This window comes from Candidatus Omnitrophota bacterium, from assembly GCA_041648975.1.
GTDB lineage: Bacteria > Omnitrophota > Gorgyraeia > 2-01-FULL-45-10 > 2-01-FULL-45-10 > JAQUSE01.
Map to the genome: position 1 here is coordinate 25,064 of JBAZNZ010000003.1, position 24,546 is coordinate 49,609.

Genomic DNA, 24,546 nt, shown 5'->3' on the forward strand with positions numbered 1-24,546 from the left:
CATGGGATCACGAAAACGGAAAGCGCTTCTCATATCTTACGCATGGCCGCCGATGGAAGGCATCGGCCTTTTGCGGGTGTTGAAGTTCGCTCAATACCTGCCGCTGTACGGATGGGAGGCGTCCATATTAACCGTAAAAACAGCGGCGGACAGCTCATCGTGCGACGAGGGCTTTGTTCAAGCCGGCACAAAAGTTTTCAGGTCTGAATACAGGGATCGCGCGGAAGATATCAGGCGGATTTTCAGGATTACTAAGAAGAGCGGCCTCGCGCATAGCGGCAGTTCTAATCGGGATCCGGAAAAAAAGAGGAGAAAAAATACTGTTCCGTCTTTTATGCGGGAACTCATAACGATGCCGGACGGCCAGATAGGGTGGTATCCTTTTGCCGTTCAATTGGGGATGGAAGTCCTGCAGAAGAATAGGTTTGATATCGTTTTCAGCACATCGCCTCCCGAGACCGCCCATCTGATTGCCCGAAAGATGAAAAAAGAATATGGTATCCCGTGGGTCGCCGATCTAAGGGACCTTTGGGCAGACGACCATTTTAGGCCCAGAACTATATTTAAAAAGGTAATGTTAAAATTCATAGAAAGGAATACGTTGAGAGACGCCGATGCCGTGGTAACGGTATCGGAGCCATGGGCCCGGACGCTGCGGACTTCGTTGGGCAAAAGCTGCCCCGATGTTAAGGTGATAACAAACGCTTTTGACGACAATGATTTCGCTTCCATGCGGTACGGCAGAAATAAGAAATTCACCATAAGCTATACCGGGAAATTGCACAGGGAGTATCAGAGGGTAGATCCTTTTTTCAAAGCGCTCAGGGATCTTATAGCGGAAGGCCGCATAGACAGGAACAAAATATTTGTAGATTTTTTTATAATGGGTTATGACAAGCCGGATATAACGGCTATCGCAAAGATGTACGGGCTCAGCGACGTGGTAAGAGAGTCCGCAAAAGTCAGCTATTCCGAGTCCCTTAAGATACAGAAGGCGTCCGATGCCCTGCTTTTAATACAATGGATCGGTAAGGGCGGCGAAGGGTGCCATACCGCGAAGCTGTATGATTACCTGGGAGCGAGGAGGCCTGTGATTGCCTTGACGACCAGGGGAGGCGTTATGAAAGATCTGGTGCGGGCCACATCATGCGGTGCCGCAGTTTACGGCGATCACGATCTGCGGGAGAGCATATTGGGATTATATACAGAGTATGTAGCTAAGGGGTATGTTGATTATACCGGGAACGAGTTGGAGATACAAAAACATACCAGGGCGATCAAGGCCGGAGAATTGGCCGGCCTTTTCGATTCACTTGTCGCCGATACGGGTAAATTAGAATGAAAAAAATATTTTTTCCTATAGATGCGGTTATTTTCCTGGTGTTATACTGCGCTCTCGCGCTCTGGCTCGCCGTGGTAACGGTATACTCCGCTTTCAATCCGCGCAAGAAGAAGATAGGCAAAAAAATGCTGGAATTGGCGCATTACAATATTAACGATATAGAGCGTGAGGGGCTGTCACATCCGGTCTTTGAATATGACCTCGGGGGCTATTTTGAAAATATAGTCACGGTCATTTTTTCAACTACGGATACAAAGGAGTCGGATAAAATATACAAGCCTTTCCATCGGATAATCAGCGTCCCTCAGCAGCCGGAAGGCATATTGAGGCGTCTCGGTTTTAGTAAGACCAACTTTGCATTGAGCGTTATACGGCTTTTGTCTAAATGCGTCAAGGCGGCGAAGGAAGAGAAGGCGACATTTTTCAGGGCTCAGGATCCGCATATGCTGGGGCTTGCGGCTTTCCTTTGCTCCGCTATTGCAGGGATCCCGTATACCATACATGTGCTCCAAAACTACGATATCTCGACAAGACGCGTCCAGCGGATAGTCTTTCCTCCTTTTATATTTAGGTCCGTTGAGAACGGCATCGAGCGGATGATATTGAAAAATGCCTTATTTGTGACCGCCGGATGCGCCAATTATAAATTCTACGCGCTGTCTCACGGCGCCATGCCTGAAAGCGTTTTTTCATCCAGGATGCCGGCCGGGAAAGCCCATTTGAAGGAACCCGCTCTCCGCAAGGACCTGAAAGGCGAGCTGGGCCTTTCAGGCAAGCGCGTTATACTCTATGTGGGAAGGTTGGAAAAGGTAAAGTTCGTGGAAGACCTCATCCTGTGTTTTAAGGAAGTAGCGGTTTTAGCGGATGACGCAAGGCTTGTGATCGCCGGGATGGGCAGCCTGGGAGAGGACCTGAAAGCCATGGCAAGACGATCCGGCTTGGAGAATAAGACCCTGTTTCTCGGGAAAGTTTCCCGGGACCGTCTGGTGGACCTTTATTACACAGCCGATGTCATACTATTTACGCATGCCGGCGTTACTATCGTGGAGGCCCTGCTCGCTGAAAAACCTGTGGTAGCTTATGACCATGACTGGGCGGGGGAAGTAACAGGATATAACGAGAGAGGGCTGTTGGCGCAATTCAGGGATTTCCGCGCCCTGGCGCGCTGTGTTACGGAAATATTGAATGATAAAGAGCGCGCTGCGTCTCTTGGTTCAGCTGGAAGGAAATTCGCGCTTTCCTACTTTACCAGAGATGTGATATCCGGCATAGAACGTGCCGCTTTTGAGCGGTTCGAATAAGGCGGTCTTATTATGAAAAAGATGCTTAAAGCGACGGCTACGGCAAGCTCGATAACCGTATCCAATATCTTTACGGCGCTGGTTAGGTCCAAGTTTACGGCTGTTGTTCTCGGAACCTCGGGCGTAGGGCTTTTTTCCCAGGCGTTCAATCTGTTGAACTTTTCCATAACGGTAGCGTCTCTGGGCATAGGCAGGGGAGTCACTAAGTACGTTTCCACATTTTCCGCGCAGGATAAGGAAGAAAAGACGTCGTATACGATCTCTTTCGCGGTTATGACGCAGCTTGCGGCTACGGTGGCGCTGGCTGTTTTGATGATCGTTTTTTCCGGTTTTGTATCGCGCTACCTATTCCTTTCGGAAAGTTATTCGAGACTTGTGCTTTTTCTTGCGGTAAGCATCCCTCTGATAGTCTTATCCGGCACGTTTGAGGCGGTGCTTGTAGGATTTGGCCACTATAAAAATTTTACGTATGGCAGGGTTGCGGCGGCCCTTATTTCTCTTGTGCCGTTATTCGGCTTCATATATTTCATGGGATTCAGGGGGACATTCCCGTATCTTTTAGCCAGTTCCCTTATAGCGTTCGGCATAGGATACTACCTGATATACCGCAAAGTGCCGAGGGAGGTGTTCGCCTCTATATTTGATTTCCGTAATTTAATAAAGAGGTACGATAAGGGCTTGAGCCGGATGATCCTGTCATACGGCGCGACGTCTTTTATTACGGGAGGGCTGGGGCTTTTTTGCGTAGTCTTCTTAAGGACTATACTCATTAACTATTTCGGCCCTGAAGCAAACGGCCTTTATCAGGTCGTATTCGCCATGTCCGCGAACTACCTGACGCTCTTTACCAACGGGATATGGGCCTACTTTTTCCCCAAGGTCTCTTCTCTGTCCGCCGGCCCGGACAAGCAGGAGTATATGAATGAATTGAATAACGCTTTGAGGTTCTGCCTTGTCGGGGTTATCCCGTTCGCCGTATGCTTATATATTTTGCGCGATGTTGTCATAAGGGTAGTATTCTCGGTGAAATTCCTTCCGGCCGCGGACCTTTTTTCTACACAGCTTGCGGGAGACATGTTCTACCTGATCTTTTATCTGTTATGCGCATCGCTATTGGCCAGGGAGAAATTGAAGATGTACCTGGGCATAGGGCTCGTATACAACGCCTGCCTTGTCGTGGTATTTCTATGTGCCGCAGGGCATATGGGCTTGAGGGCTATTACCTTCTCGTATATGGTCTCAAACATGGCCGCAGCTCTTATCCTCGTGTTTTATCACAGCAGGGTCCTGGGCGTAAAAATATCTCATGATAATTTGAAATTGGCCGTTAAGGGCGCGCTGGTGCTGGGGGCGGTATTTTTCACCGGCGACTTCGGAATTTTGGGCGCTCTTCTCAAGACAGTCTTTACCGCGGTATGCATCTATTTCATATTGACGGAACATGAAAGAGGAAAGGTGTTCGGATATATAAGGTCCAAATTGAGCTATGGCAGAAGATAAGATAAGTCTTATTATACCGATGCGGGACGAAGAGGGCTCGGCAAACGCTTTGCTGGCATCGGTGTTCGAACAGAGCCGGATACCTGATGAAGTTGTAATTGCGGACGGCGGGTCGACCGACAGGACGCCGGAGATAGTGCGGTCTTTTATAGATAAGGGATATCCGGTAAATTTTATAAAGTCGGGCGACGCTTATCCGGGGAAGGCCAGGAATATCGCGATAGAGGCGTCGCGCAATGAGCTCATAGCGATGACCGACGCGGGTATCACGGTCGATAAGGCGTGGCTTGAGAATCTATACAAAAAGATTAAGGAAGACGCTTCCGTAGATGTCGTATATGGAGTATTTGAGCCAAAAAAAGACACGATCTTTAAACGGTATTCCTCTATAGCGTTCGTGCCGCCGAAGAGGCACGTTGACGGCAGGCAGATGAGGACGTTCTTCCTTGCCTCTATGCTGCTTAAGAAGCGCGTCTGGAGGGACATCGGAGGATTGCCGGAAGACCTGAGGTCAGCGGAAGACAGGATATTCATGGAAGAGATAAAAGCGAAGGGATATAAGACGCTCTTCGCTCCCGACGCGCTTGTGACTTGGGACATACCGAGGGGGCCGAAAGAATTATTCGGCAGGTTTTTTCTCTATTCGTATCACGGCGCGCGGGCCGGAAGGATGAAGGATTGGCATATACCGGTGATCCGGATATATTCCGTTCTCTTGCTCATGGCCGCTATGGGGATAGTCATTTCGCCGCTCTTTTTTTACGCGCCTCTATTGCTTCTCATGGCAAGAGCTTTCGGGCTTATCCTGGAGAGGGAAGAGGGCGGGCTTTGGCATAAGCTAGATCCTATGCAATTCGCCGTGGTATTTTTCTGCATGCTTCTTATAGATGCAGCCATGTTCTCAGGCATGGTGAAGTATTTCTTAATAAATAGGAAAGAAAGATGCGCATAACTTTAATATATCCGCTGTTATCAAGAAGGCGCGCCTCTGTAGACGAGAATAAGCAGTTCTGGCCGCCGCTGGGTTTGGCATATCTTGCCTCTGTGCTCGAAGACGCCGGACACAGCGTCCAGATAATAGACAGGGATATAGTGTTGAGGCAGAACTCTCTCGATTTTGGGAAAACAGATCTTATAATGATAGACAGGATAGGGCAATTCCGCTCGGATATGGTGGGGATAAGCGCAACGACCCCTAATATGCCGGACGTCGACCATATTTCAGGCGTTATAAAGAAGAACAGGGATATACCGATAGTTTTGGGCGGCACCCACGCGACAGGCGAGCCCGAGCTTTCCATAGAGGAGTTGAAGAATGTGGATCTCGTCGCCCGCGGCGAAGGTGAGAATATCGTTGTAAGCCTGGCAAATGGGTTAAATTGGCAGGATATAAATGGACTGACGTTCAGGAAAGGAGCCGATATTATATCGACGCCTGACGCCGAGCCGATATCCGACCTGGACAAATTGCCTCTTCCCGCAAGACATCTTCTCGAGATGTCTTATTACACAAGGCCAAGCAGGTTCACGAGCAGGAACCTGAGCCTTAGGACTACTTCGATATTTACGGCCAGAGGATGCCCGTATAGATGTAATTTCTGCGCGGGGCCGCTGATATTCAACGGAAAGGTCAGGTATCATTCGCCTGAAAGGGTGGTAAAGGAGGCCGAGGAACTTGCAGACAGGTATGCTGTCGAAGCCTTATATTTTGCGGAGGATATGTTCCTGAGCAATAAGAAGAGGGCCGAAGAGGTGCTCAATCTTTTTATACAAAAGGGCCTCGACAAGAGGCTGCGGTGGGTCGCCCAGGCTAAGGCGAGCGTCATCACGGAAGACCTCCTGGCGTTCATGAAGAGGTCCGGGTGCATAGGCGTAGAATACGGGTTCGAATCCGGCTCGCAGCGCGTCCTGGATCTAATGAACAAAAAGATGAAAGTGGAAGAGAGTGTAATGGCCGCGAGCCTGGCGAAGAAGGCCGGCATGAGATTCCAGGCGAATATCATAGTGGGGTATCCGGGCGAAAAACCGGAAGACTTCAATATGACCATTAAGCTTATCAAAAAGACCAGGCCTAACATGATCGGCTTTAACATATTTATGCCGCTTCCGGGAACACAGAGTTACAGAGACCTTAAAGCGGCTGGCAGGGAGCTGCCGGACTGGCAGGATGTCGGCGATCAGGAGAAGACTCAAGTCAATTACGCGGATATGGGTGAGGGCGTATTCGAAAAGATGTATCTAAGGGCCAGATTCACGACGATATTGCCGATAAATTTTTATAATTTCGTAAAAGATAACATCGCCAACCCCGCCAGGCTTTTCAGTGTCCTCACTACGCAGTTCGGCGGGATAATGGTCAAAACCATGCGGGCGTTTCCGGCGATGCTCGGTGTTAAAAGACGGAAAACACGTGTTGTTTCCCGCATGAATATATTATTCCTGTCTTACAACGGACTTTTAGAGCCTATACTGCCATCCCAGGGTTTGTCTTATATGAAAGAGCTGAGCAAAAAAGGAGCGAGTTTTGTCCTGTTGACGTATGAGAAAGAGAAAGACCTGAGAAAGGCCGGAAGGAACGGAATAAAAGACCTGAAAGAGAGCCTTAAAAAAGAAGGTATAGAATGGCATATCCTGAGGTATCATAAATATCCACCGATAATATCGACCGTATTCGATCTTACGATGGGCGTGTTATGGTCGTATTTTTTAATGATAGCGAATAATATCAGAGTGGTCCATGTTAGGGGCGTTACGCCCGGTTTTATCGCGCTCGCCCTGTCCCATATCAGGAAGATTAAAATAATTTTCGATATGAGGGGTTTCCTGGCGGAAGAATATGCCGCCGGCGGGATATGGAAAGAGGGAAGCGTTATCTATAATATGGTAAAGCGTCTCGAGAAGAATCTTTTAAAACGCGCCGACGCCGTCACAGTTCTTACTAACAAGCACTATGAGTTTAACGGGGCTTCCGGTTCCGTGAAGCCGGGTTCAAAACCTATGGAGGTCGTGCCATGCTGCGTAGACCTCGGTCGATTCAAACCGGACGCCGCGGAGGCTAAGCGTATCAGAAAAGAGACCGGCATCGGCAGCCGGTTCGTCTTCATGTATCCCGGTAAGATAGGGACGTTCTATCTTATGGACGAAATGATGGAGTTCTTTAAGTGCGCCAAAGCACTTATACCCGAAAGCCTGTTTTTAGTATTGACCAAAGACGCCAAGGAGCTTATCGCCGCGTCGGCAAAAGACCACGGTATAGATCCGCAGGACATCAGGATAATGACCGCTGAATTTGATGAGATGCCCAAATATCTTAATCTTGCCGACGCCGGGATATTTTTCATCAACCCGTACAAAAAAACAGGATCGTCGCCTATAAAGATGGGAGAGTTCCTTTCTTCCGGTATCCCGGTTATAATAAATCCGGGGGTCGGCGATACCGAGGAGATAGTCAGGTCGAACCGCGTCGGTGTAGTCGTTGATAAATTCGACAGTGAACATTATGTAAGAGGGGTCAAAGAAATAACGGACCTCCTCGCCGGGGACGGCGGACTGAAAGAACGGTGCAGGGACACTGCAAGAAGTTATTTATCGCTGGAAGAAGGCGTTAATAAATATTACAAAATATACGAAAGCCTGATCAAGGTATGAAAGTGTTATTTATAGTTCCGTATCCGAACGAAGGCGCCTCTAACCGTCTCAGGGTGGAGCAGTTCCTGCCGTATTTAAGAGCGAACGGCATAGAATATACCTTAAGGCCGTTTATCGGAAGGGGCTTTTACAGGATATTATACCTGCGTCATAAATACTTGAAGAAGATATTGTTCTTCATTTTTGCCACAGTGGCCAGGATCTCGGACATATTCAGGGCCATGGCGCATGATATAATATTTATTCACCGCGAGGCGTATCCATTCGGCCCGCCCGTATTCGAACATATATTCCGCTGTCTCGGCAAGCCGATCATATACGATTTCGACGACGCGATATTTTTGCGCAATACGAGCGGTATAAATAATTACATCGAGAGGTTTAAGAATCCGGGTAAGATATCGGGGATAGTAAGCCTAAGCCGGTATGTCATAGCCGGCAACCGGTATCTTCGCGATTTCGCGGCTAGATTTAATATAAATGTTATAATAATACCCACCACCATAGATACCGATATGTACCGTCCGCCGGCCAGGCGGCCGGACAAAAAAGAAGTGGTCATAGGATGGATAGGGAGCAATACGACAAGAAGGTTCCTGCGGGATATGGAGGACGTATTCAAAGAATTGTCCGCCCGTTACGACAATCTGGTATTCAAGATCGTCGGCGGTTATCATCACTCCGAATTAAAGAACGTCGTGAATATTGAATGGTCCATGGAAAGAGAGATAGAGCTCCTGGGGACATTCGATATCGGCATAATGCCGATGCCGGACGATGAATGGACGCGCGGGAAGTGCGCTTTCAAGGCGATACTGTATATGGCATGCGGTATCGTGCCGGTCTGCTCTCCCGTTGGGGTGAATACGGAGGTCGTGCAGGACGGGGTGAACGGTTACCTGGCCAACGACAAGAGCGAATGGGTCGGGAAACTATCGGCCCTCATAGAGGATAGGGGCCTGAGGGAAAGGATGGCCGCCTCGGCCAGGGCCCTTGTGGAAAAAAAATATTCGGTGAAAACTTATGAGCCGGTTTTTCTCAGGACATTGAGAGCGGCGGGAAGTGAAAATGGCTAGGATAGCGTTCCTTCAGCATATATGGTACGAGACAATGGGCCCCATGTATCTCTCGGCGTCGGTCAAGGCCCGCGGCCACGAATGCGAAATGTTCATAGGCAGGGAGGACAGGATACTGGATGAGATCACGCGTTACAGGCCGGACATAGCGTGCTTTTCCGTCATGACGGCGCAGTTTCCCTGGGCCATAGCCCTGGCCGAGAAGATAAAGAGAAGTAACAGCGATATCGTCGTAGCTTTCGGCGGCGCGCATCCGACATTTTTCCCTGAAATGATAGAAGAGAAATCTGTCGATGTGATATGCGTCGGAGAAGGTGAACTCGCTTTGTCGGAGCTTGCCGACGCCCTAGACGCCGGGAAGGATATCACGGCTATAAAGAACCTGCATGTAAAACCAGGGGGCAGGGTCTATAAAAACGAGGTCAGGGACTTCGTGTCCGATATCGATACCCTGCCGCCGCCTGACAGGGCGCTCTACTACAAGTATCCTTTTCTGGCGAAAAGCCCTGAGAAATCGTTCATGTGCGGCAGGGGATGCCCTTATAACTGCACCTTCTGTTTCAACCATATATACATGCGTCTTTACAAGGACAAGGGGCCGTTCGTAAGATATCGGAAGGTGGAGAGCGTGATCAGGGAGCTTATCGATGTGAAGAGTAAATACGGCCTTGAGCTCGTATACTTCCAGGACGACACATGGGTGCTTAACAAAAAATGGCTGTATGAATTCCTGCCGCGATATAAAAAAGAGGTGAGGCTTCCCTTCATAGCTTATGTGCGGGGCAATATGGTCGATGATGAACTCGCTTTCAAGCTAAAGGATGCGGGCTGCAGGGTGGTCGATATGGGGGTCGAGACCGGTGATGAGGCGCGCCGCAACGCGATACTGAAAAAAGGGATAACGGATTTCGATCTGGAGAACGCGGCCCGGTTATTCCGGAAGCACAAACTTATGTTCAGGACCACAAATATGCTGGGCCTGCCGGGAGAGACGATTGACCAAGCGCTGAGGACCCTCGATGTCAACATTAAACTCAGGCCGAATTTCAGCTGGTGCTCGATATTCCAGCCGTTCCCAAAACTCGAGCTTACGGATATGGCCATAGCAGAGGGGTATATTCCTAAGGATGGGAGTCTGAAGATAGGGGGGTCATACAAAACGAGCCTTCTGAATATGCCGGACATAAAACGCATCGTAAACCTCCAAAAATTCTTCATAATAACGGTCAAGTATCCGTCGCTGTCGCCGCTGGTCAAAATATTGATACGGTTTCCAAATAATGCCCTGTATGATGTTATCGGATTTTTATGCTACGCTTTCATGTATTACAGATACACGGGCACAAGTTTCATAAGGCTTCTAAGGGAAGCGGTCAGGATGTTCTCGGAAAAAAGCTATGAACATGTATCATAGCGGAAGACGGCAATGATCGTAAAGACATACAGGTTAAAAGACAGAGGGGCCGCCGGCCAGGATATCTCGTCCTGGACAGAGGATTGGGATAAGGTGCAAAACCTGGCCCGGGGCGCGGAAGGCACAGACCGAAACCACCTCTCTTTCTTCCTGAAGAAATATTTTCCGCGCCCGCCCGCCAGGATACTCGACGGCGGATGCGGCACGGGCAGATATGTGATATCGTACAGGTCAAAAGGATATGACATTACGGGGGTGGATTTCTCCGAGGAGACTATCAGGCGCATCAAGGCGGAGATGGGTGAGGATTATCCCGTCCAAACAGCTGATATAACGGCCCTTCCGTTCAAAGACGATGCGTTCGACTGCTATTTATCCGGCGGCGTAATGGAGCATTTCGAGGACGGCCCCGACAGGGCGCTTAGGGAAGCGCACAGGGTCCTGAAAAAAGGGAGCGGTATATTGCTTATGACCGTTCCTTATGTCAATGTCATTCGGAGGACACGGCTTTGTATTTCAGGCAAGAGGAAGGCCGGCGGACTTTTCCATAGAGTGGTTAAGAAGTGCGGTGTAGATACGGACAGCTGTCCGGGCCTATTATTTTGCGAATACGCTTTTGACGCAGGCTCGATAAGTTTTTATCTTGAGAATAACGGGTTTAAAGTGAAGAAGGTCTACCCTACGGATTTTTTATGGGGTGAAATCGGTTCCCTGCTGCGCCGGTTTATGGTATCGCCACGCGCATCGTCGGGGACAGCGCCGCAGAAGACAGTATCCGCCGGCCAGATGGTAAGGGCCGGAATGGGACGTAATAATGCGATAAGGGACACGATGTATGACCTGTTCGTTACGGAGAACAGAGAAAGATTGTTGTATAGATCGACGATCGGCAAGCTTAACCACCTGAGTGGTCATATGGTGCTCATAGTAGCCAGAGTTCTGCCGCGAACTGCGCAAGGAGAGGATGTCCATGAGCGAAAATAATAACGTAGATGTCAGCATAATCGTAGCCTGTTATAATGACGCCCCTCATCTAAAGAACAATGTCGGCCAGATCATGGATATAATGGATACGACCAGATACTCATACGAGATCATATTTGTAGACGACAAGAGCCGCGATAATTCCAGGGATATGATAGATCAGATCATCGCCGAGCATCCCGGCCGGCGCCTGAGTAAAAAATTCCACGAACAGAATATGGGAAGAGGCCGCAGCGTTACCGACGGATTTATCGCCGCGAAAGGGAGGATCATGGGATATCTCGACATCGACCTCGAGATACACGCAAGGTATATACCTTCGGTGCTGCTCGAAATAGAAAAAGGCGCCGACTTTGTCATTGCCAGAAGATTATTCGACCTCAATTATCATTCCATCGTACGGTTCATAGTGAGCAAGGGCTATATCAGGTTCTCCGGCATGGTCCTAGGCATGAAGGGGATAGATTCGGAAAGCGGGTTTAAGTTCTTTAACAGGAAGACGATGATGGGGGTAATAAATAGCGTCAAGGACGGCCACTGGTTCTGGGACACGGAGGTCGTCTGCCGGTCGAGACTCGCCGATAAAAAGATCATCGAGGTGCCGGCTCTATTTGTAAAATTACCGCACAAGCCCAGTACCGTAAGATTTTCAAAGGATATTGCCGATTATGTAATAAAGATATTCAAGTTCAGGCGGGAACTGCGGGAAGATATATGCAAAACAAAAGGGAGGTGAACATGTCATACATATCATACGTGGCGGCTTTCGTATGTCTGTTTGCGGCTGGTTTTCTCACGACCCTTTTTACGCTCGAGATAAAGTCGATATACATACAAGGAATATTTTGGAAGATGCCGCTCCCGGTAATATATTGGGGATTGGCTGTTCTATACGCATTCACCCATAGCAGGTTGTTTAAGGCCGGTTTTAAGAACTCCCTGGCTCGTATAATAAAGCCCTGGCTCCTGGCGGAGCTGGCCGTTTTGCTGGTCGATCTTCATGTCAGGCTTGGCGCTTCAAATCCGCTTAACAAGGTGTATATGGTATACGTGATTGCTGTTATGCTGGCCGTTTTTGCCCTTGTGGGGTATCTTGCCGCGTGTTTTGCGAAAGACTGCTTTACAAAAAAGAGCGGTTTATTTGACATCGGATTAATATATCTTATGACATTCATTGCGCTTTCGGGCATTCTTTTGAAAAGCGGATTTGTTGCGGGGCTTCTGGCGATGGTTGGAGCGTTCGGCGCGTCGTTCGTCGTTGACGCCGGCGTCACATTCGGAAGAGCAGCGCGCGCAGTTTCGAAATTCTTTGAGAAGAGATGGAAATTCCTTGTATTTGTGTATCTGCTGGCGGTCATTCTTCGCATCATGTTCGGGGTGATACTCATAATACAGACTGGGGAGCGTTTTACCGTCGCCAGCTGCGACGGACTCAGCTACGACGAGAACGCGCAGATGATAGCCAAGGATTTCAAATCCCTTTTTGACGGCTCGCTCGTCTTCGTCGTATTCGGTCCCTACTATTGGATATTCTTAGGCCTTATTTATAAAATATTCGGCAGGAACTTCTATGCGGTATCTTTCATACAGAGCATCCTGGCCTCTTTCATGGCGCCGCTGGTCTATTATATTATGCTCAAACTGACCAGCCAGGAGAGGATGGCCAGGCTTGCCGCCATATTGACGGCATTGTGCATGTCGCTTGTATATCTTGCCGCGGTGCTCCAGCCCGAGGCTCTCATGATACCGCTATTATACCTGTATGTGCTTTTACTGGCAGGCTATTCCGAAAAAGGAAAAAATATTATAGGTATATCGGCACTAACAGGGCTCGTCTTCGGCCTCATGAACGGCGTGCGGTCCATAATGGTCCTCTTTCCGGTGTTCGCCTTTATATGGCTTCTCTTTTTTGTAAAAAGCATGGGCCTGAGGTCGAAGGTGGTCAACTTCATACTGTTCCTCGCCGTTACGTTCATCGCGACCTACCCGGCGGAATACATGTACTCAAAATACCGGAACGCCGATTTTACGCAAGATGCAAATACGCTCGTCATAAGCCAGGGGGTGGGGACGTTCAGGCACCATCATTCGGAACTCGACAAGCTCGGCTTCAACCCGTTCGCCAGTATCACAGGCTCGATAAAGGCGCTCCAGGAGCATCCCGTCGAGATCCCCACCATATTCCTTAAGAAAGTAGCGGTCAACATCCATGCCTTCTTTTTCATAACGTTCTTCGGGTTCTTCAATCCTTTTATTCTCGTCCTGCCGTCCAGGTACTATAACGCTTTCGGCTCGTACATGCTTTCCTACATATACATCTTTATCATACTTGGCGCATTCCTGTGGTTCTCGAAAAAAAACAGGCGGGACCTCGTCTGGCTGTTTTTCCTGATCTTTGTGTATTATTTCATATCGCATCCTCTGTTTTTTACCATAAGGACCGGCCGCCACAGGGCGCCGCTCCATCCGTTCTTTATTATGCTGTTCGTGATAGGTTTCTATTATGTATGGGATTGTATTAAAAAATGGGAAAAGAACCGGAAGATAAAATGAAAAAGGCGTTCCTTTTATATCCGCCTACCGGATTGTACGACAGGTCGGACCGCTGCCAGTCGTACCTGGAGAGTGAAACAGGGGCTTTGGTCTCTCCTCCGATGGACATACTTTATATGGCCGCTGTATTGGAGAAGGCCGGATACAGATGCTTTGTCAGGGACTATACCATCGAAAAGAAAGGGTGGGCCGATGTGCGCCTGGACCTCGAGAGAGAGCTGCCTTCCGTGCTCGTTGTGAGCACAACGATGTCTACGCTGAAAGAGGACTTGAAGGCCTGCGATATGGCTAAGGGCATTAAACCTGACTGTCTAACGGTCGCTAAAGGAGGATATGTAGGGGATGACAGCGAGGCGCTGCTCAGGGTCAACGGGAACCTGGATATATTTATCAATAACGAACCGGAATTCGTGATTCGGGAGATAGTTTCTCTATCGCGCCTGCAGGATATAAGAGGCATAAGCTATAGGGCATACGGCCGGACCTTCACAAACCAGCCCAGGCCTTTTGGGGACGATCTCGATTCTCTTCCTCTGCCTGCCAGGCACCTGATAAGGAACGAATTATACAGGATGCCGGACACGCGCAGACGGTTCACGACCATATTGACAGGAAGGGGCTGTCCGTTCAAATGCATTTATTGCATGGCAGGTAAGGTCGGCGGCGCACACCTGAGGCTGCGATCGCCGGAGAACATCGTCCGCGAGCTTGAAGAATGCATGACGCGGTTCGGCATAAAGGATTTCTGGATGAGGGCGGACACGTTCACTTTCGATAAGAAGTGGGTTGCCGAGATATGCCGTCTTATCACAGATAAGGGGCTGCATATAAAGTGGATGACGAACAGCCGCGTGGACAGGATAGACGATGAGATGCTGTACGCGATGAAACGTTCAGGCTGCACGGTAATAGGTTTCGGCATAGAGAGCGGCAACCAGGGACTTCTCGACAGGATGAAGAAGGGTATAACCCTGGAGCAGTCGCGCAGGGCCGTGGAGATGTGCCGAAAGCACCGGATAAAGACCTACCTTAACTTCATCGTAGGGCTTCCCTGGGAAAGCGAGGAGACTTTCGAAGAGACGATAAGGTTCGCGAAGTCGTTAAAGGCGGATATGTATAATTTCAGCATCTCATACCCATTTCCGGGGACGGAGTTGTATGAATATGTGAAAGAGAAAGGGCTCCTGAAGTCCGACGAGGATCTGAAGACTTACGGGTTTTTCGAGCCCGTCGCGGATACGCATTACATGAAGCGCGAGAGGCTGGGCCGGCTGAAGGAGGCCGCTTTCAGGAAGGTCATGCTCGACCCGCGTTTCGTTCTCAGGACCATATCGAATATGAGGTCGCCCGCCTTGATCGCGGCTTATTGCAGGGAAGCGGCGCGGCTTTTAGGCGTAATCTACGGGAAAACCAGGAAAGGGAAAGGGCCGAGATGACCGGAAAAAGAGTGTCGGACTCATGGGAGGAATTCCTTAGCCGCGGCGGGGTCTATTTCCCGAAAGATGTGGACAGAGGATTCTTTTCGGACATATTGTCATCGCGCTGGGTAGTATCCCTATTGAAGGACGGATCCCGTAAAAAATTCCTGTCGGCGGGATGCGGGCTGGGAAGGTTTGCCATTGCCATAGCCGCAGCAGGGCGGGATGTTGCTTTGATGGATTGTTCGGAAGAGTCTCTCAACGCCGCTAGACTGCTGGGGGAGATAGCCAAACGGCACTTCGGCGACATTAGCATCAGGTTCTTAAAGGACGACTTGGAACGTACCTCGTTCGCGGACGGCGAGTTCGATGTTACATTTAATGAGGGCGTTGTGGAGCACTGGCTTGACCGCGGCGAGAGGATAAAGGTGATAAAGGAAATGGCGAGGATAACAAGGGATGGAGGGGTTGTTTCGATAAGGGTAATTAATAATAAGAACCCTTTATATAATCTCATATACAAGAAAGCGCTGAGGGAAGACGTGCCTGCGCACCACAGGTATGACATGAGAGAGCTAAAGGCCGAGATGGAAGACGCAGGGCTCGATCCTGTCCTGTGGGACGGTGAGACGATCAATGATCCGGACGAATACTCCGCGAACAAGCTCCTGATAAAGACGCTTCGCATTGCGGCCCTGGCAATAAACACGGCCCCCAAATTCGTCAGGGAGGCTTTCTGTCCTTCGATATTCTGCACGGCGATTGTAAGGAGGACGCGGCCATGAGAGCGCTTTTAATAAACCCTTCGCAGGAAAAAGTCTACGGGATGAAGATGTCGCAGATATATCCGCCGCTGGGGCTACTCTACGTCGGCACTGTCATTAAACTATTAGGACACGAGGTTCGGCTGCTGGATATAGATATCGATAAAGTGACGCCTGTATCGTTCAGGGAAAAATTATCCGGCTTCAAACCCGGACTTATAGTTATAACGAGCGTCACTCCTACGGTCAAAGACGCCTTAAGCTGGGCGCGCGCCGTCAAAGAATACGACAGTTCCATCAGGGTTATCATAGGCGGGATACATGCCACTATCGATCCCGTCGTTACGGCCGAAAAGAAAGAGATAGATTTTGTGGTCGTGGGGGAAGGCGAGAAGACTGTCGAAGAGCTGGTAAAGGCGATCGATGAAGGGAAGAACGATTATTCCGGGATAAGCGGAATATTATATAAAGAGGGCGGGCGGGTCATCCGTAATAAACCGCGCGAGTTGATAGCGAACCTCGACGATATAACATTCCCGGACAGGAGCCTCCTCCGGTCGCTCAATGATTATGTCCCGCCCGATGCGGTGCGCACTCCGGTCGCGACCATAATGACTTCAAGGGGCTGCCCGGGCGATTGCACATTTTGCTGCACCAAACAGATATTCACCAGGCATGTCAGGCTTAGAAGCGTGAAGAATATAATGGATGAGATTGATATGCTGGTCGCCCAGCACGGCGTTAAAGAGATACATATAGCGGATGACACATTTACGATAAATAAGCAAAGGGTGCTTGATTTCTGCAAAGCGATCCTGCAGAGAAATTATGACCTGACACTCGAGTTCATGAACGGCATCAGGGCGGACTGCGTGGATGAGGACATATTGAAGGCGCTCAGGTCGATAAAGGTAAGGAACGTCGGTTTCGGAGTTGAATCCGGCAATAAGGAAGTGTTGAAGCTCGCCAGGAAGAACATAAGCCTGGATAGGGTAAGGAGCGCTTTCAAGCTGGCCAAAAAATTCGGCTTCGAGACGTGGGCGTTTTTCATCATAGGGCTTCCGGGAGAGACTGAACAAAGCGTCAGGGAGTCGATAGATTTTGCCAAGGAGCTCGATCCGGATTTTGCAAAGTTCCTGATACTTAAGCCTTATCCCGGCAGCGAAGCATTCAGCTACCTTTCGGAAAGAGCTCTTATAGATAATTATGATTATGACATGTACGGAGTATATACACAGCCCGTACATCACCTGCCGGGGATGTCAAAAGACGACATGATACGGTGGCAGAAGAAGGCTTTTACCGGTTTCTATCTGCGCCCCTCGAAAGTGATGAGCCATTTACTTCGGATAAGGTCCCTGACTCAGCTGTCCCTTGTAGCGCGCGGCTTTGTGTTCGTTGTTTTCAATATATTCAAAAGGCGGAAATAAGAGATGAGAGCGAAAAATATAAAGCGCGCGGCCATTATTCTGGTGTGCGTGTTAATAGTCGCCGGCGTTCTTAACTTACAGGTTTCAATACGGCAGAACATCGACGGTAAGACGCGGAGGATCACTATGCCGCTTTATGTGAAGTGGATAGAGTTTCTGTCGCGCCATTATGAATACGACAGGATCGCGAAAGAGGTCGCCTCCTCCCGCAGGACGGACGCGGAAAAGGCATTGGCCATTTTTAAATGGACCGGCGATAGTATTAAAAAAGTGCCGCAAGGCATGCCGGTAGTAGATGACCATATCTATAATATTATCGTGAGGGGGTACGGCACCGACAGCCAATCGCAGGACGTCTTTACTACACTCTGTTCCTATGCTCATGTGCCGGCATTCTGGGAGAGGGTCTACTACAACGACCGCAAGTCGATGTTCATTATGTCATTTGTCAAATTGAACGGCAAGTGGGCTATCTTCGATTCGTATAATGGGACGTATTTCATGACCGCGGACGGGAAGATTGCTACTATCGATGATATGTCCGGCAAGGACTTCGGGGATTCGTCTTATAGGGGAGTTCCTTTTAGCGAGCTGAAACAGGAATTGGAGCGTATTTTGAATGAAAAAAGGACGACTCGTCCCGAGAAACAGATGCCCGCAAGAAGGATATGGTTTGAGATCAAAAAAGTCTTGGGTATAGAGAAAGAGGATGAGAAGGAGAGCGGAGAGGTATAATTATTGACATAATGCAGGTACTATGGTATATTACGTTTGAAATGTTCTAAACAAAGCGAAAGGTAATAATATGAATAGAAAATTGGAGATGGCTCAGGATAAATTCATAGAGAGCATAGGTAAGCTATGCGGCAGCTTCGGTCTTAACAAATTTGTTGCGCAACTATATGCTGTGCTTTATCTTAGCAACAAGCCGCTGTCTCTGGATGAGATGGCTGAGGAACTCGAAGTCAGTAAAGGCAGTGTCAGTATTAATATCAGGGAACTGGAGAAATGGGGCGCTGTAAAGAATATATGGGTAAAGGGTTCCAGGAAGGACTATTATGAGGCCGAACTTGATATAAAGAAGGTATTTGCCAACAAGCTGAGATCGGCAGTGCAGAAGAGGATAGCGGAAGTATCCAACATGACGGATGAATTCAAGAAGATAACAAAGTCCGCCGCGACTGAGCTTACCGATGAGGAGAAGGTCATAGCGCAGGTATATGAGGAGCGGTTGAAGAAGATAGAGGAGTTGAAGGCTATGGCTGCGACCGCGTTGAGCCTCGCGGAAAAATTTCTACAATAGGACGGTAATATGAAAGATTTCGGATTTAGGGTAAGGACAAATTTGAAATACGGGGTAGGCGTTTCAGCCAGGCTGGGGATATTTGTAAAGGAATTGGGTTTCCATAAGGCCGCGATTATAATAGATGCCGGAGTCAAGAGCCTGGATGCTACCGCAAAAGCCGCCTCAAGTTTGAAGAATGAAGGGCTGTACGTAGAGACGTTTATAAACGATGTTGCCGAGCCGGACTACGATTATCTCGAGAATTATAAGGCCGGGTTTATGGATAAGGGGTTCGAGGTGATAATAGGCATAGGCGGCGGCAGCACAATGGATCTGGCAAAAGGAATAGCCACTCTGGTCACGAATCCGGGCAAGGCTATCGAATATAGAGGGTTTCCGGCGCTGAAGTCCAAGCCGCTTCCAGTGATCGCCATCCCCACCACAGCCGGGACCGGGAGTGAAGCAACGTATAATGCCGTATTTACAGACGCCGCCCAGAAGAAGAAGCTCGGCATCAATTCCGAATATAACTTTCCTGTTCTCGCCATTCTGGACCCGTCATTCATCCTGAATTGTCCGAAGAGCGTCGCCGTATCTTCCGGGATGGACGCGCTTACACATACGCTCGAAAGTTTTGTCCATAAGGACCATACGCCGATATCCAGAATTTTTTCGAAAGAGGCCTTCAGGTTAATATTTAACAGCCTGATGGTTATGCCTGATAAGCCGCACGATATAGAGATCTGCTCAAGGTTGCAATGGGGGGCATATCTGGCGGGGATAGCGCTTATCAACGCCGGCTCCGGCCCGTCGGGGGCGCTCTCATATCCGTTGGGTGCGCATTATAAAGTGCCGCACGGGATGGCGGGCGCGGTATTTCTTTCAACCGTTACGGAATTTAACGTCTCGCGCGGTTACCAGGATTACGCCGAGCTTTACGACCTGATAGAGGGCTCTGTCAGGGGACTTTCCATAAAAGAGAAGAACGAAGCTTTCGTCGAATATATGAAAGCCTTGGACGAGAAGATGGGTATCCCCTCGAAGCTTTCAGCGCTGGGGCTGAAAGAGAGTGATGTCTCTTTTTTGATAGATCAATATGATGTTTTGAAGAAGGCCATTGAGCAAAACCCTGTCGACATAAGTAAAAAAGACTTATCGGATATGCTCGGCAGGATGAGAGAGGAAAGGGACCTTAAAGATGCCAGGATTTGAATTGGTGGGCAAGGAGGAACGCCAGGCGGTACTCGATATATTTGATAAGTACGGCGGTATCCTGTTCAAGCACGGATTTGACGGAATGCGCAACGGTTCTTTTAAAGTCCAGGAATTCCAGAAGGTTTTCGCGAAGAAATTCGGTTCAGGATACGCGCAGGCCGTTACTTCGGGCTCGGTGGCGCTGAAGGTAGCGCTGCAGGCTCTCGGGATCAGGCCCGGCGACGAGGTGATAACACAGAGCTTCACCTTTGTAGCCACGGTCGAAGCTATAATGGAATGCGGCGCCGTCCCCGTAATTACGGAAGTGAACGAGACCCTTACCATGGATCCTGAGGACCTTAAACGCAGGATCACACAGAAGACAAAGGCGGTGATACCGGTCCATATGTACGGCGCTTCCTGCAACATGGATAAGATAATGAAGATAGCGAAAGACGCGGGGCTCAAGGTCCTGGAAGACAGCGCGCAGGCGATAGGCGGGAAATATAAGGGAAAGCTCCTGGGCTCGATAGGAGACGCGGGGGCGTTCAGTTTCGATTTCGGGAAAGCGGTCACCTGCGGCGAGGGTGGGATGATCATTACGGATGACAAAGAGATATACCAGAAGGCGATGGAGTTTGCCGATCACGGCCACCAGTGCAACCCGAACTTCCCCAGGGGCGAGGACACGAGACGGCAGGCCGGATTCAACTATCGCATGATGGAACTGCAGGGCGCGTTAGGGATCGTCCAGCTTGCCAAGCTTGACTACGCAATCTCTCAGCAGAAAAAGAATAAAGCGGAGATAATGGCGGGGATTAAAAATGTGAAAGGGCTCAAGTTCAGGTCCTTTAACGACGCGGAAGGCGAGACTGCCGATACGCTTACTTTTACCGTGGAGAGCGTCGAAAAAGCTAAAAAGTTCGTAGAGAAACTTAAGGAGAAGAAGGTAGGCACTAAGAACCTGCCGGACGCGTTCAATTGGCATTTTTCGGGGACGTGGGACCATCTGCTCTCCGGCCTGGACCCATATAAAGGGAAAGACCTCACCGGGTTGTGGCCGAGATCTTACGACCATTTGAGGAGGACGATAGCGCTCCCGATCAATATAAAGATGTCCGGCGAACAGATCGACAGGATCGTTGGGTCTGTAAAAGAGATAGCTAAAGAGGTTTTATGACGTTAGGTATAATACCGGCCCGCGGAGGGTCTAAGGGCATACCGCGAAAAAATATAAAGATGGTAGCAGGTAAGCCCCTGATCGCATGGACTATTGAGGCGGCGAAGAAGTCGAAACTATTGGATCGCTTTGTGGTCTCGACGGACGACGCGGTAATAGCCAATATCGCAAAACGGTGCGGAGCGGACGTTATAAATCGCCCCGCGAGACTGGCGACGGATAAAGCGACGACGCTTTCCGCGTTGCAGCATGTGCTTTCGCTGATCGACACGGACACGGTAGTGCTGCTCCAACCTACTTCCCCGGTCCGTAGCCCGGGATTGATAGACAGGTGTATAAAGAAGTTTCGCAGGACGAAAGCGGACAATCTCGCGACAGGATTTATATGCAAATTCATGGAGTATGGCTCGTATATAAATAAGAGGCGCCAGGACCTGAAAGGATTTTTCTACGACGACGGCAATGTATATGTTATAAAGGCAGACCTGATAAAGAAGGGAAAGATATTCGGTAAAAAGGCTGGACGTATATTTACCTCGAAAGAAGAGAACGTAGAGATAGACGATGAATTTGAATTATGGATGGCGGGAGAGATCCTGTCGAAACGCGCCGGCGGGGGCAGACAGTAATGCGAAGATATGTTACGATTGCGGGAAGGAAGATAGGAGAAGGCCGGCCGGTATTTATCATAGCCGAGGCCGGCGTGAACCATAATGGCAGCCTTGCCATAGCGATGAAGATGGTCGACGCGGCTAAAAACGCCGGCGCCGACGCCGTTAAATTCCAGACCTTTAGGGCAGAGGAGCTTGTGGTGAAGGACGCGCCGAAAGCCGCTTATCAAAAGAGGGCGGTCCCCGGGAAATCGCAGTTCCAGATGCTCAAGTCGCTTGAGCTCTCCGAAGAAGCGTTTAAAAGATTATCCGATCACTGCAAAAAAAGAAAGATACTATTCCTCTCTACTCCGTTCGATCTTCAAAGCGCCACTCTCTTGAATAGGCTTGGAGTGTCCGCCTTTAAGATCAGTTCGGGTGAGATAACCAACACCCCTTTACTAAAACAGGCAGCCGGATACGGGAAACCGATCATCCTTTCTACCGGCATGTCAACTCTACGTGAGGTGAGGGAAGCCGTTGATGTAATTTATTCGGCCGGCAACAGGCGCCTGATACTGCTGCACTGCACTTCTAATTATCCGGCGCGTTACGAAGACGCCAATCTAAGGGCGATCGTTACGCTTCAGAAAAATTTTGACTGTCCGGTAGGATATTCGGATCACACAGAAGGATTGGAGGCGTCGATTGCGGCGACGGCATTAGGAGCCTGTGTTATCGAGAGACATTTTACCCTGGACAGAGCCATGAAGGGCCCGGACCATAAGGCGTCCTTAGACGTTAAGGGGCTGGAGGATCTGGTGAGGTCTGTCAGAAATACCGAAAAGTCCATGGGCGGCGGCATAAAAGCCCCTGCCTCCGCCGAGGAAGAAGTGAAGAGGATAGCAAGGAAGAGCGTCGTGGCGCTTGAAGATATCCCAAAAGGCCGAACAATAAGACGGAGCATGCTTACGGTGAAGAGGCCAGGGACAGGTTTGAGTCCTAAATACCTGTATATTCTGGATGGAAAGAAAGCCAAACTACGCATAAAGAAGGACGAGGTCTTGACCTCGGATATGATATGAAACGTAAAGTCTGCGTTATAACAGGGTCGCGGTCGGATTATGGGATTCTCCAACCGGTGATGAAGGCGATAAAAAAATCTAAGCGCCTGGAACTCTTTGTTATCGCCACTTCCATGCATCTGATGAAGGAATTCGGCTATACGGTCCGCGAGATAGAGAAAGACGGTTTTCATATAAACAACAGGATAAACATTTCGTATTGGGAGGATACCGGCCATGCAATGGCGTTCTCCGTCGGGAAGGCCGTATCGATGTTCTCTGACAGTTTTCTCCGGCTGAAGCCCGATATAGTATTGGTGCTGGGCGATAGAGGAGAGATGCTTGCCGCGGCCATCGCCGCGAATTATATGAATATACCCGTCGCGCACATTCACGGAGGCGAGGTGTCGGGGCACATAGACGGACTTGTCAGGCACGCTATAACGAAGTTGTCCAACATACACTTTCCCGCTACGGATAAGGCGAAAGAAAGGATAAAAAAGCTGGGTGAGAGGCCGGATACGGTCTTTAAAGTCGGCGCGCCTGCCCTGGATAGTGTACTATCCGGCCGTTACGCGGGCAAGAAAGAACTTCTTAAGAAATACGGCCTCAATGACGGTCCGACATTGATCGTGGTCCAGCATCCTGTAAGCGCCGAAACAGGCAAGTCGGCGTCGCATATGCGGACGACGCTGGAAGCGGTCAAAGAGTTACAGATACAGACTATTGTAATATACTCCAATGCCGACGCCGGAGGCAGGAAGATGATCGATGTGATAAAAAGATACGAGAGGCATTCGCTCATAAAAGCCTTTAAGAGCATACCGCACGCAGACTACCTGGGGCTTATGAGAATATCGTCCGTCCTGGTGGGAAATTCTTCAAGCGGTATTATCGAAGCCGCTTCGTTCAAGCTTCCGGTCGTAAATATTGGCGATCGACAAAGGGGCCGCGAGCGTTGCGGTAACGTCATAGACGCCGATCATGGGATGAACGCAATTTTAAGGGCGATCAAAAAGGCGCTTTTCGATAAGAAATTCAGGAATAAGGTGAGACATTGCAATAATCCTTACGGCGACGGTCACGCAGGGCAACGTATAGCAGACAGACTGGCCGCAATACGCCTGAACAAAGAACTGCTTGTTAAGCAATTGACCTATTGAGGGGCAAAATGAAGAAAAGGGAAAAGATCGTGATATTCGGCGCCGGCGGGCATGGCAGGGTAGTCCTCGATATCCTCGCGGAGGCAGGCGCCGATACAGCCGGTTTTATCGATGAGGATATACAAAAGGCAGGCTCTATTATAAACGGTTTTAAGGTCCTGGGAGACTGGAAGTATCTGGAGGGCAGGAAGGATCTCTCTGTCGCCCTGGGTATAGGCGATAATGAAATGCGTGAGAAGATATTCAGAAAAGCAAAAAAGTTTGGCCTGGATATCCGCTCAGCCGTACATCCGAAGGCAGTCATTTCCAGAACGGCAAAACTTGGCGAAGGCGTTGTCATTATGGCCGGGGCGGTGGTCAATACTGGCGCCGCGCTGGAAGACGGGGTTGTGGTTAATACAGGAGCGACGGTCGATCACGATTGCCGTCTCGGAAGGTTCTGCCAGTTATGGCCCGGTTCGCATCTGGCGGGCACTGTAAGTGTCGGTGAATTTTCGTATATCGGTACGGGCGCATCCGTTATCAATAATATAAGAATAGGCAGGGAAGTCACAGTGGGCGCAGGGGCCGCGGTCATATCGGATATACCCGATAACGTGAAGGCTGTAGGCGTGCCCGCAAAAATTATATAAGGAAATAT

General features: G+C 49.5%; 21 protein-coding genes. All 21 read left to right on the forward strand.

Going from position 1 to position 24,546, the window contains the following annotated elements; translation table 11 throughout:
* The first annotated feature begins 1 nt into the window (after position 1).
* Positions 2 to 1,342 (forward strand): glycosyltransferase, encoded by a 1,341-nt coding sequence (locus WC592_01250; GenBank protein ID MFA4981081.1) that lies wholly within the window; start codon positions 2 to 4, stop codon positions 1,340 to 1,342.
* On the forward strand, positions 1,339 to 2,643 hold the full coding sequence (locus tag WC592_01255; protein ID MFA4981082.1) for a glycosyltransferase: 1,305 nt from the start codon (positions 1,339 to 1,341) through the stop codon (positions 2,641 to 2,643). Before WC592_01250 ends, WC592_01255 begins: the two co-directional genes overlap by 4 nt.
* 12 nt (positions 2,644 to 2,655) lie before the next feature.
* Positions 2,656 to 4,143 carry an oligosaccharide flippase family protein gene (locus WC592_01260; protein MFA4981083.1) on the forward strand — a complete coding sequence of 496 codons (1,488 nt, stop codon included), beginning with the start codon at positions 2,656 to 2,658 and terminating at the stop codon, positions 4,141 to 4,143.
* Positions 4,130 to 5,095 carry a glycosyltransferase gene (locus WC592_01265; GenBank protein ID MFA4981084.1) on the forward strand — a complete coding sequence of 322 codons (966 nt, stop codon included), beginning with the start codon at positions 4,130 to 4,132 and terminating at the stop codon, positions 5,093 to 5,095. The genes WC592_01260 and WC592_01265 overlap by 14 nt, the downstream gene beginning before the upstream one ends.
* Positions 5,086 to 7,791: a radical SAM protein gene (locus WC592_01270; GenBank protein ID MFA4981085.1), complete on the forward strand. Its 2,706-nt coding sequence runs from the start codon at positions 5,086 to 5,088 to the stop codon at positions 7,789 to 7,791. The genes WC592_01265 and WC592_01270 overlap by 10 nt, the downstream gene beginning before the upstream one ends.
* The gene (locus WC592_01275) at positions 7,788 to 8,867 is read left to right on the forward strand and encodes a glycosyltransferase family 4 protein (protein ID MFA4981086.1); all 1,080 of its coding nucleotides are present in this window, start codon (positions 7,788 to 7,790) and stop codon (positions 8,865 to 8,867) included. Before WC592_01270 ends, WC592_01275 begins: the two co-directional genes overlap by 4 nt.
* The gene (locus WC592_01280; protein ID MFA4981087.1) at positions 8,860 to 10,281 is read left to right on the forward strand and encodes a radical SAM protein; all 1,422 of its coding nucleotides are present in this window, start codon (positions 8,860 to 8,862) and stop codon (positions 10,279 to 10,281) included. Before WC592_01275 ends, WC592_01280 begins: the two co-directional genes overlap by 8 nt.
* A 12-nt stretch (positions 10,282 to 10,293) precedes the next feature.
* A complete protein-coding gene (locus WC592_01285; protein ID MFA4981088.1) occupies positions 10,294 to 11,265 on the forward strand; it encodes a class I SAM-dependent methyltransferase in 972 nt (323 codons plus the stop codon).
* A complete protein-coding gene (locus tag WC592_01290; protein ID MFA4981089.1) occupies positions 11,252 to 12,001 on the forward strand; it encodes a glycosyltransferase family 2 protein in 750 nt (249 codons plus the stop codon). Before WC592_01285 ends, WC592_01290 begins: the two co-directional genes overlap by 14 nt.
* Before the next feature lie 2 nt (positions 12,002 to 12,003).
* Positions 12,004 to 13,818: a glycosyltransferase family 39 protein gene (locus WC592_01295; protein MFA4981090.1), complete on the forward strand. Its 1,815-nt coding sequence runs from the start codon at positions 12,004 to 12,006 to the stop codon at positions 13,816 to 13,818.
* Positions 13,815 to 15,254: a B12-binding domain-containing radical SAM protein gene (locus tag WC592_01300; protein MFA4981091.1), complete on the forward strand. Its 1,440-nt coding sequence runs from the start codon at positions 13,815 to 13,817 to the stop codon at positions 15,252 to 15,254. Before WC592_01295 ends, WC592_01300 begins: the two co-directional genes overlap by 4 nt.
* Positions 15,251 to 16,021, forward strand: a complete 771-nt coding sequence (locus WC592_01305) for a class I SAM-dependent methyltransferase (GenBank protein ID MFA4981092.1) — start codon at positions 15,251 to 15,253, stop codon at positions 16,019 to 16,021. Before WC592_01300 ends, WC592_01305 begins: the two co-directional genes overlap by 4 nt.
* On the forward strand, positions 16,018 to 17,430 hold the full coding sequence (locus WC592_01310) for a radical SAM protein (protein ID MFA4981093.1): 1,413 nt from the start codon (positions 16,018 to 16,020) through the stop codon (positions 17,428 to 17,430). Before WC592_01305 ends, WC592_01310 begins: the two co-directional genes overlap by 4 nt.
* 3 nt (positions 17,431 to 17,433) lie before the next feature.
* Positions 17,434 to 18,165, forward strand: a complete 732-nt coding sequence (locus WC592_01315; GenBank protein ID MFA4981094.1) for a hypothetical protein — start codon at positions 17,434 to 17,436, stop codon at positions 18,163 to 18,165.
* Positions 18,166 to 18,235: 70 nt separating this feature from the next.
* Positions 18,236 to 18,733 carry an HTH domain-containing protein gene (locus tag WC592_01320; protein ID MFA4981095.1) on the forward strand — a complete coding sequence of 166 codons (498 nt, stop codon included), beginning with the start codon at positions 18,236 to 18,238 and terminating at the stop codon, positions 18,731 to 18,733.
* Between the two features lie 9 nt (positions 18,734 to 18,742).
* Positions 18,743 to 19,927, forward strand: coding sequence for an iron-containing alcohol dehydrogenase (locus WC592_01325; GenBank protein MFA4981096.1), 1,185 nt, complete (start codon positions 18,743 to 18,745; stop codon positions 19,925 to 19,927).
* Entirely contained in the window at positions 19,914 to 21,089 is a 1,176-nt protein-coding gene (locus tag WC592_01330; protein MFA4981097.1) for a DegT/DnrJ/EryC1/StrS family aminotransferase, read from the forward strand. Before WC592_01325 ends, WC592_01330 begins: the two co-directional genes overlap by 14 nt.
* A complete protein-coding gene (locus WC592_01335; protein ID MFA4981098.1) occupies positions 21,086 to 21,718 on the forward strand; it encodes an acylneuraminate cytidylyltransferase family protein in 633 nt (210 codons plus the stop codon). The genes WC592_01330 and WC592_01335 overlap by 4 nt, the downstream gene beginning before the upstream one ends.
* Positions 21,718 to 22,764, forward strand: coding sequence for an N-acetylneuraminate synthase (gene neuB, locus WC592_01340; GenBank protein MFA4981099.1), 1,047 nt, complete (start codon positions 21,718 to 21,720; stop codon positions 22,762 to 22,764). The genes WC592_01335 and neuB overlap by 1 nt, the downstream gene beginning before the upstream one ends.
* On the forward strand, positions 22,761 to 23,906 hold the full coding sequence (gene neuC, locus WC592_01345; protein ID MFA4981100.1) for a UDP-N-acetylglucosamine 2-epimerase: 1,146 nt from the start codon (positions 22,761 to 22,763) through the stop codon (positions 23,904 to 23,906). The genes neuB and neuC overlap by 4 nt, the downstream gene beginning before the upstream one ends.
* 8 nt (positions 23,907 to 23,914) lie before the next feature.
* Positions 23,915 to 24,538, forward strand: a complete 624-nt coding sequence (locus WC592_01350; protein ID MFA4981101.1) for an acetyltransferase — start codon at positions 23,915 to 23,917, stop codon at positions 24,536 to 24,538.
* The last annotated feature ends 8 nt before the right edge of the window (positions 24,539 to 24,546 follow it).

Excerpts from the sequence above, each read along its gene's own strand:
- WC592_01250 (MFA4981081.1), top strand. The coding sequence starts at position 2 with ATGGGATCACGAAAACGGAAAGCGCTTCTCATATCTTACGCATGGCCG.
- WC592_01255 (MFA4981082.1), top strand. The coding sequence starts at position 1,339 with ATGAAAAAAATATTTTTTCCTATAGATGCGGTTATTTTCCTGGTGTTA.
- WC592_01260 (MFA4981083.1), top strand. The coding sequence starts at position 2,656 with ATGAAAAAGATGCTTAAAGCGACGGCTACGGCAAGCTCGATAACCGTA.
- WC592_01265 (MFA4981084.1), top strand. The coding sequence starts at position 4,130 with ATGGCAGAAGATAAGATAAGTCTTATTATACCGATGCGGGACGAAGAG.
- WC592_01270 (MFA4981085.1), top strand. The coding sequence starts at position 5,086 with ATGCGCATAACTTTAATATATCCGCTGTTATCAAGAAGGCGCGCCTCT.
- WC592_01275 (MFA4981086.1), top strand. The coding sequence starts at position 7,788 with ATGAAAGTGTTATTTATAGTTCCGTATCCGAACGAAGGCGCCTCTAAC.
- WC592_01280 (MFA4981087.1), top strand. The coding sequence starts at position 8,860 with ATGGCTAGGATAGCGTTCCTTCAGCATATATGGTACGAGACAATGGGC.
- WC592_01285 (MFA4981088.1), top strand. The coding sequence starts at position 10,294 with ATGATCGTAAAGACATACAGGTTAAAAGACAGAGGGGCCGCCGGCCAG.
- WC592_01290 (MFA4981089.1), top strand. The coding sequence starts at position 11,252 with ATGAGCGAAAATAATAACGTAGATGTCAGCATAATCGTAGCCTGTTAT.
- WC592_01295 (MFA4981090.1), top strand. The coding sequence starts at position 12,004 with ATGTCATACATATCATACGTGGCGGCTTTCGTATGTCTGTTTGCGGCT.
- WC592_01300 (MFA4981091.1), top strand. The coding sequence starts at position 13,815 with ATGAAAAAGGCGTTCCTTTTATATCCGCCTACCGGATTGTACGACAGG.
- WC592_01305 (MFA4981092.1), top strand. The coding sequence starts at position 15,251 with ATGACCGGAAAAAGAGTGTCGGACTCATGGGAGGAATTCCTTAGCCGC.
- WC592_01310 (MFA4981093.1), top strand. The coding sequence starts at position 16,018 with ATGAGAGCGCTTTTAATAAACCCTTCGCAGGAAAAAGTCTACGGGATG.
- WC592_01315 (MFA4981094.1), top strand. The coding sequence starts at position 17,434 with ATGAGAGCGAAAAATATAAAGCGCGCGGCCATTATTCTGGTGTGCGTG.
- WC592_01320 (MFA4981095.1), top strand. The coding sequence starts at position 18,236 with ATGAATAGAAAATTGGAGATGGCTCAGGATAAATTCATAGAGAGCATA.
- WC592_01325 (MFA4981096.1), top strand. The coding sequence starts at position 18,743 with ATGAAAGATTTCGGATTTAGGGTAAGGACAAATTTGAAATACGGGGTA.
- WC592_01330 (MFA4981097.1), top strand. The coding sequence starts at position 19,914 with ATGCCAGGATTTGAATTGGTGGGCAAGGAGGAACGCCAGGCGGTACTC.
- WC592_01335 (MFA4981098.1), top strand. The coding sequence starts at position 21,086 with ATGACGTTAGGTATAATACCGGCCCGCGGAGGGTCTAAGGGCATACCG.
- neuB (MFA4981099.1), top strand. The coding sequence starts at position 21,718 with ATGCGAAGATATGTTACGATTGCGGGAAGGAAGATAGGAGAAGGCCGG.
- neuC (MFA4981100.1), top strand. The coding sequence starts at position 22,761 with ATGAAACGTAAAGTCTGCGTTATAACAGGGTCGCGGTCGGATTATGGG.
- WC592_01350 (MFA4981101.1), top strand. The coding sequence starts at position 23,915 with ATGAAGAAAAGGGAAAAGATCGTGATATTCGGCGCCGGCGGGCATGGC.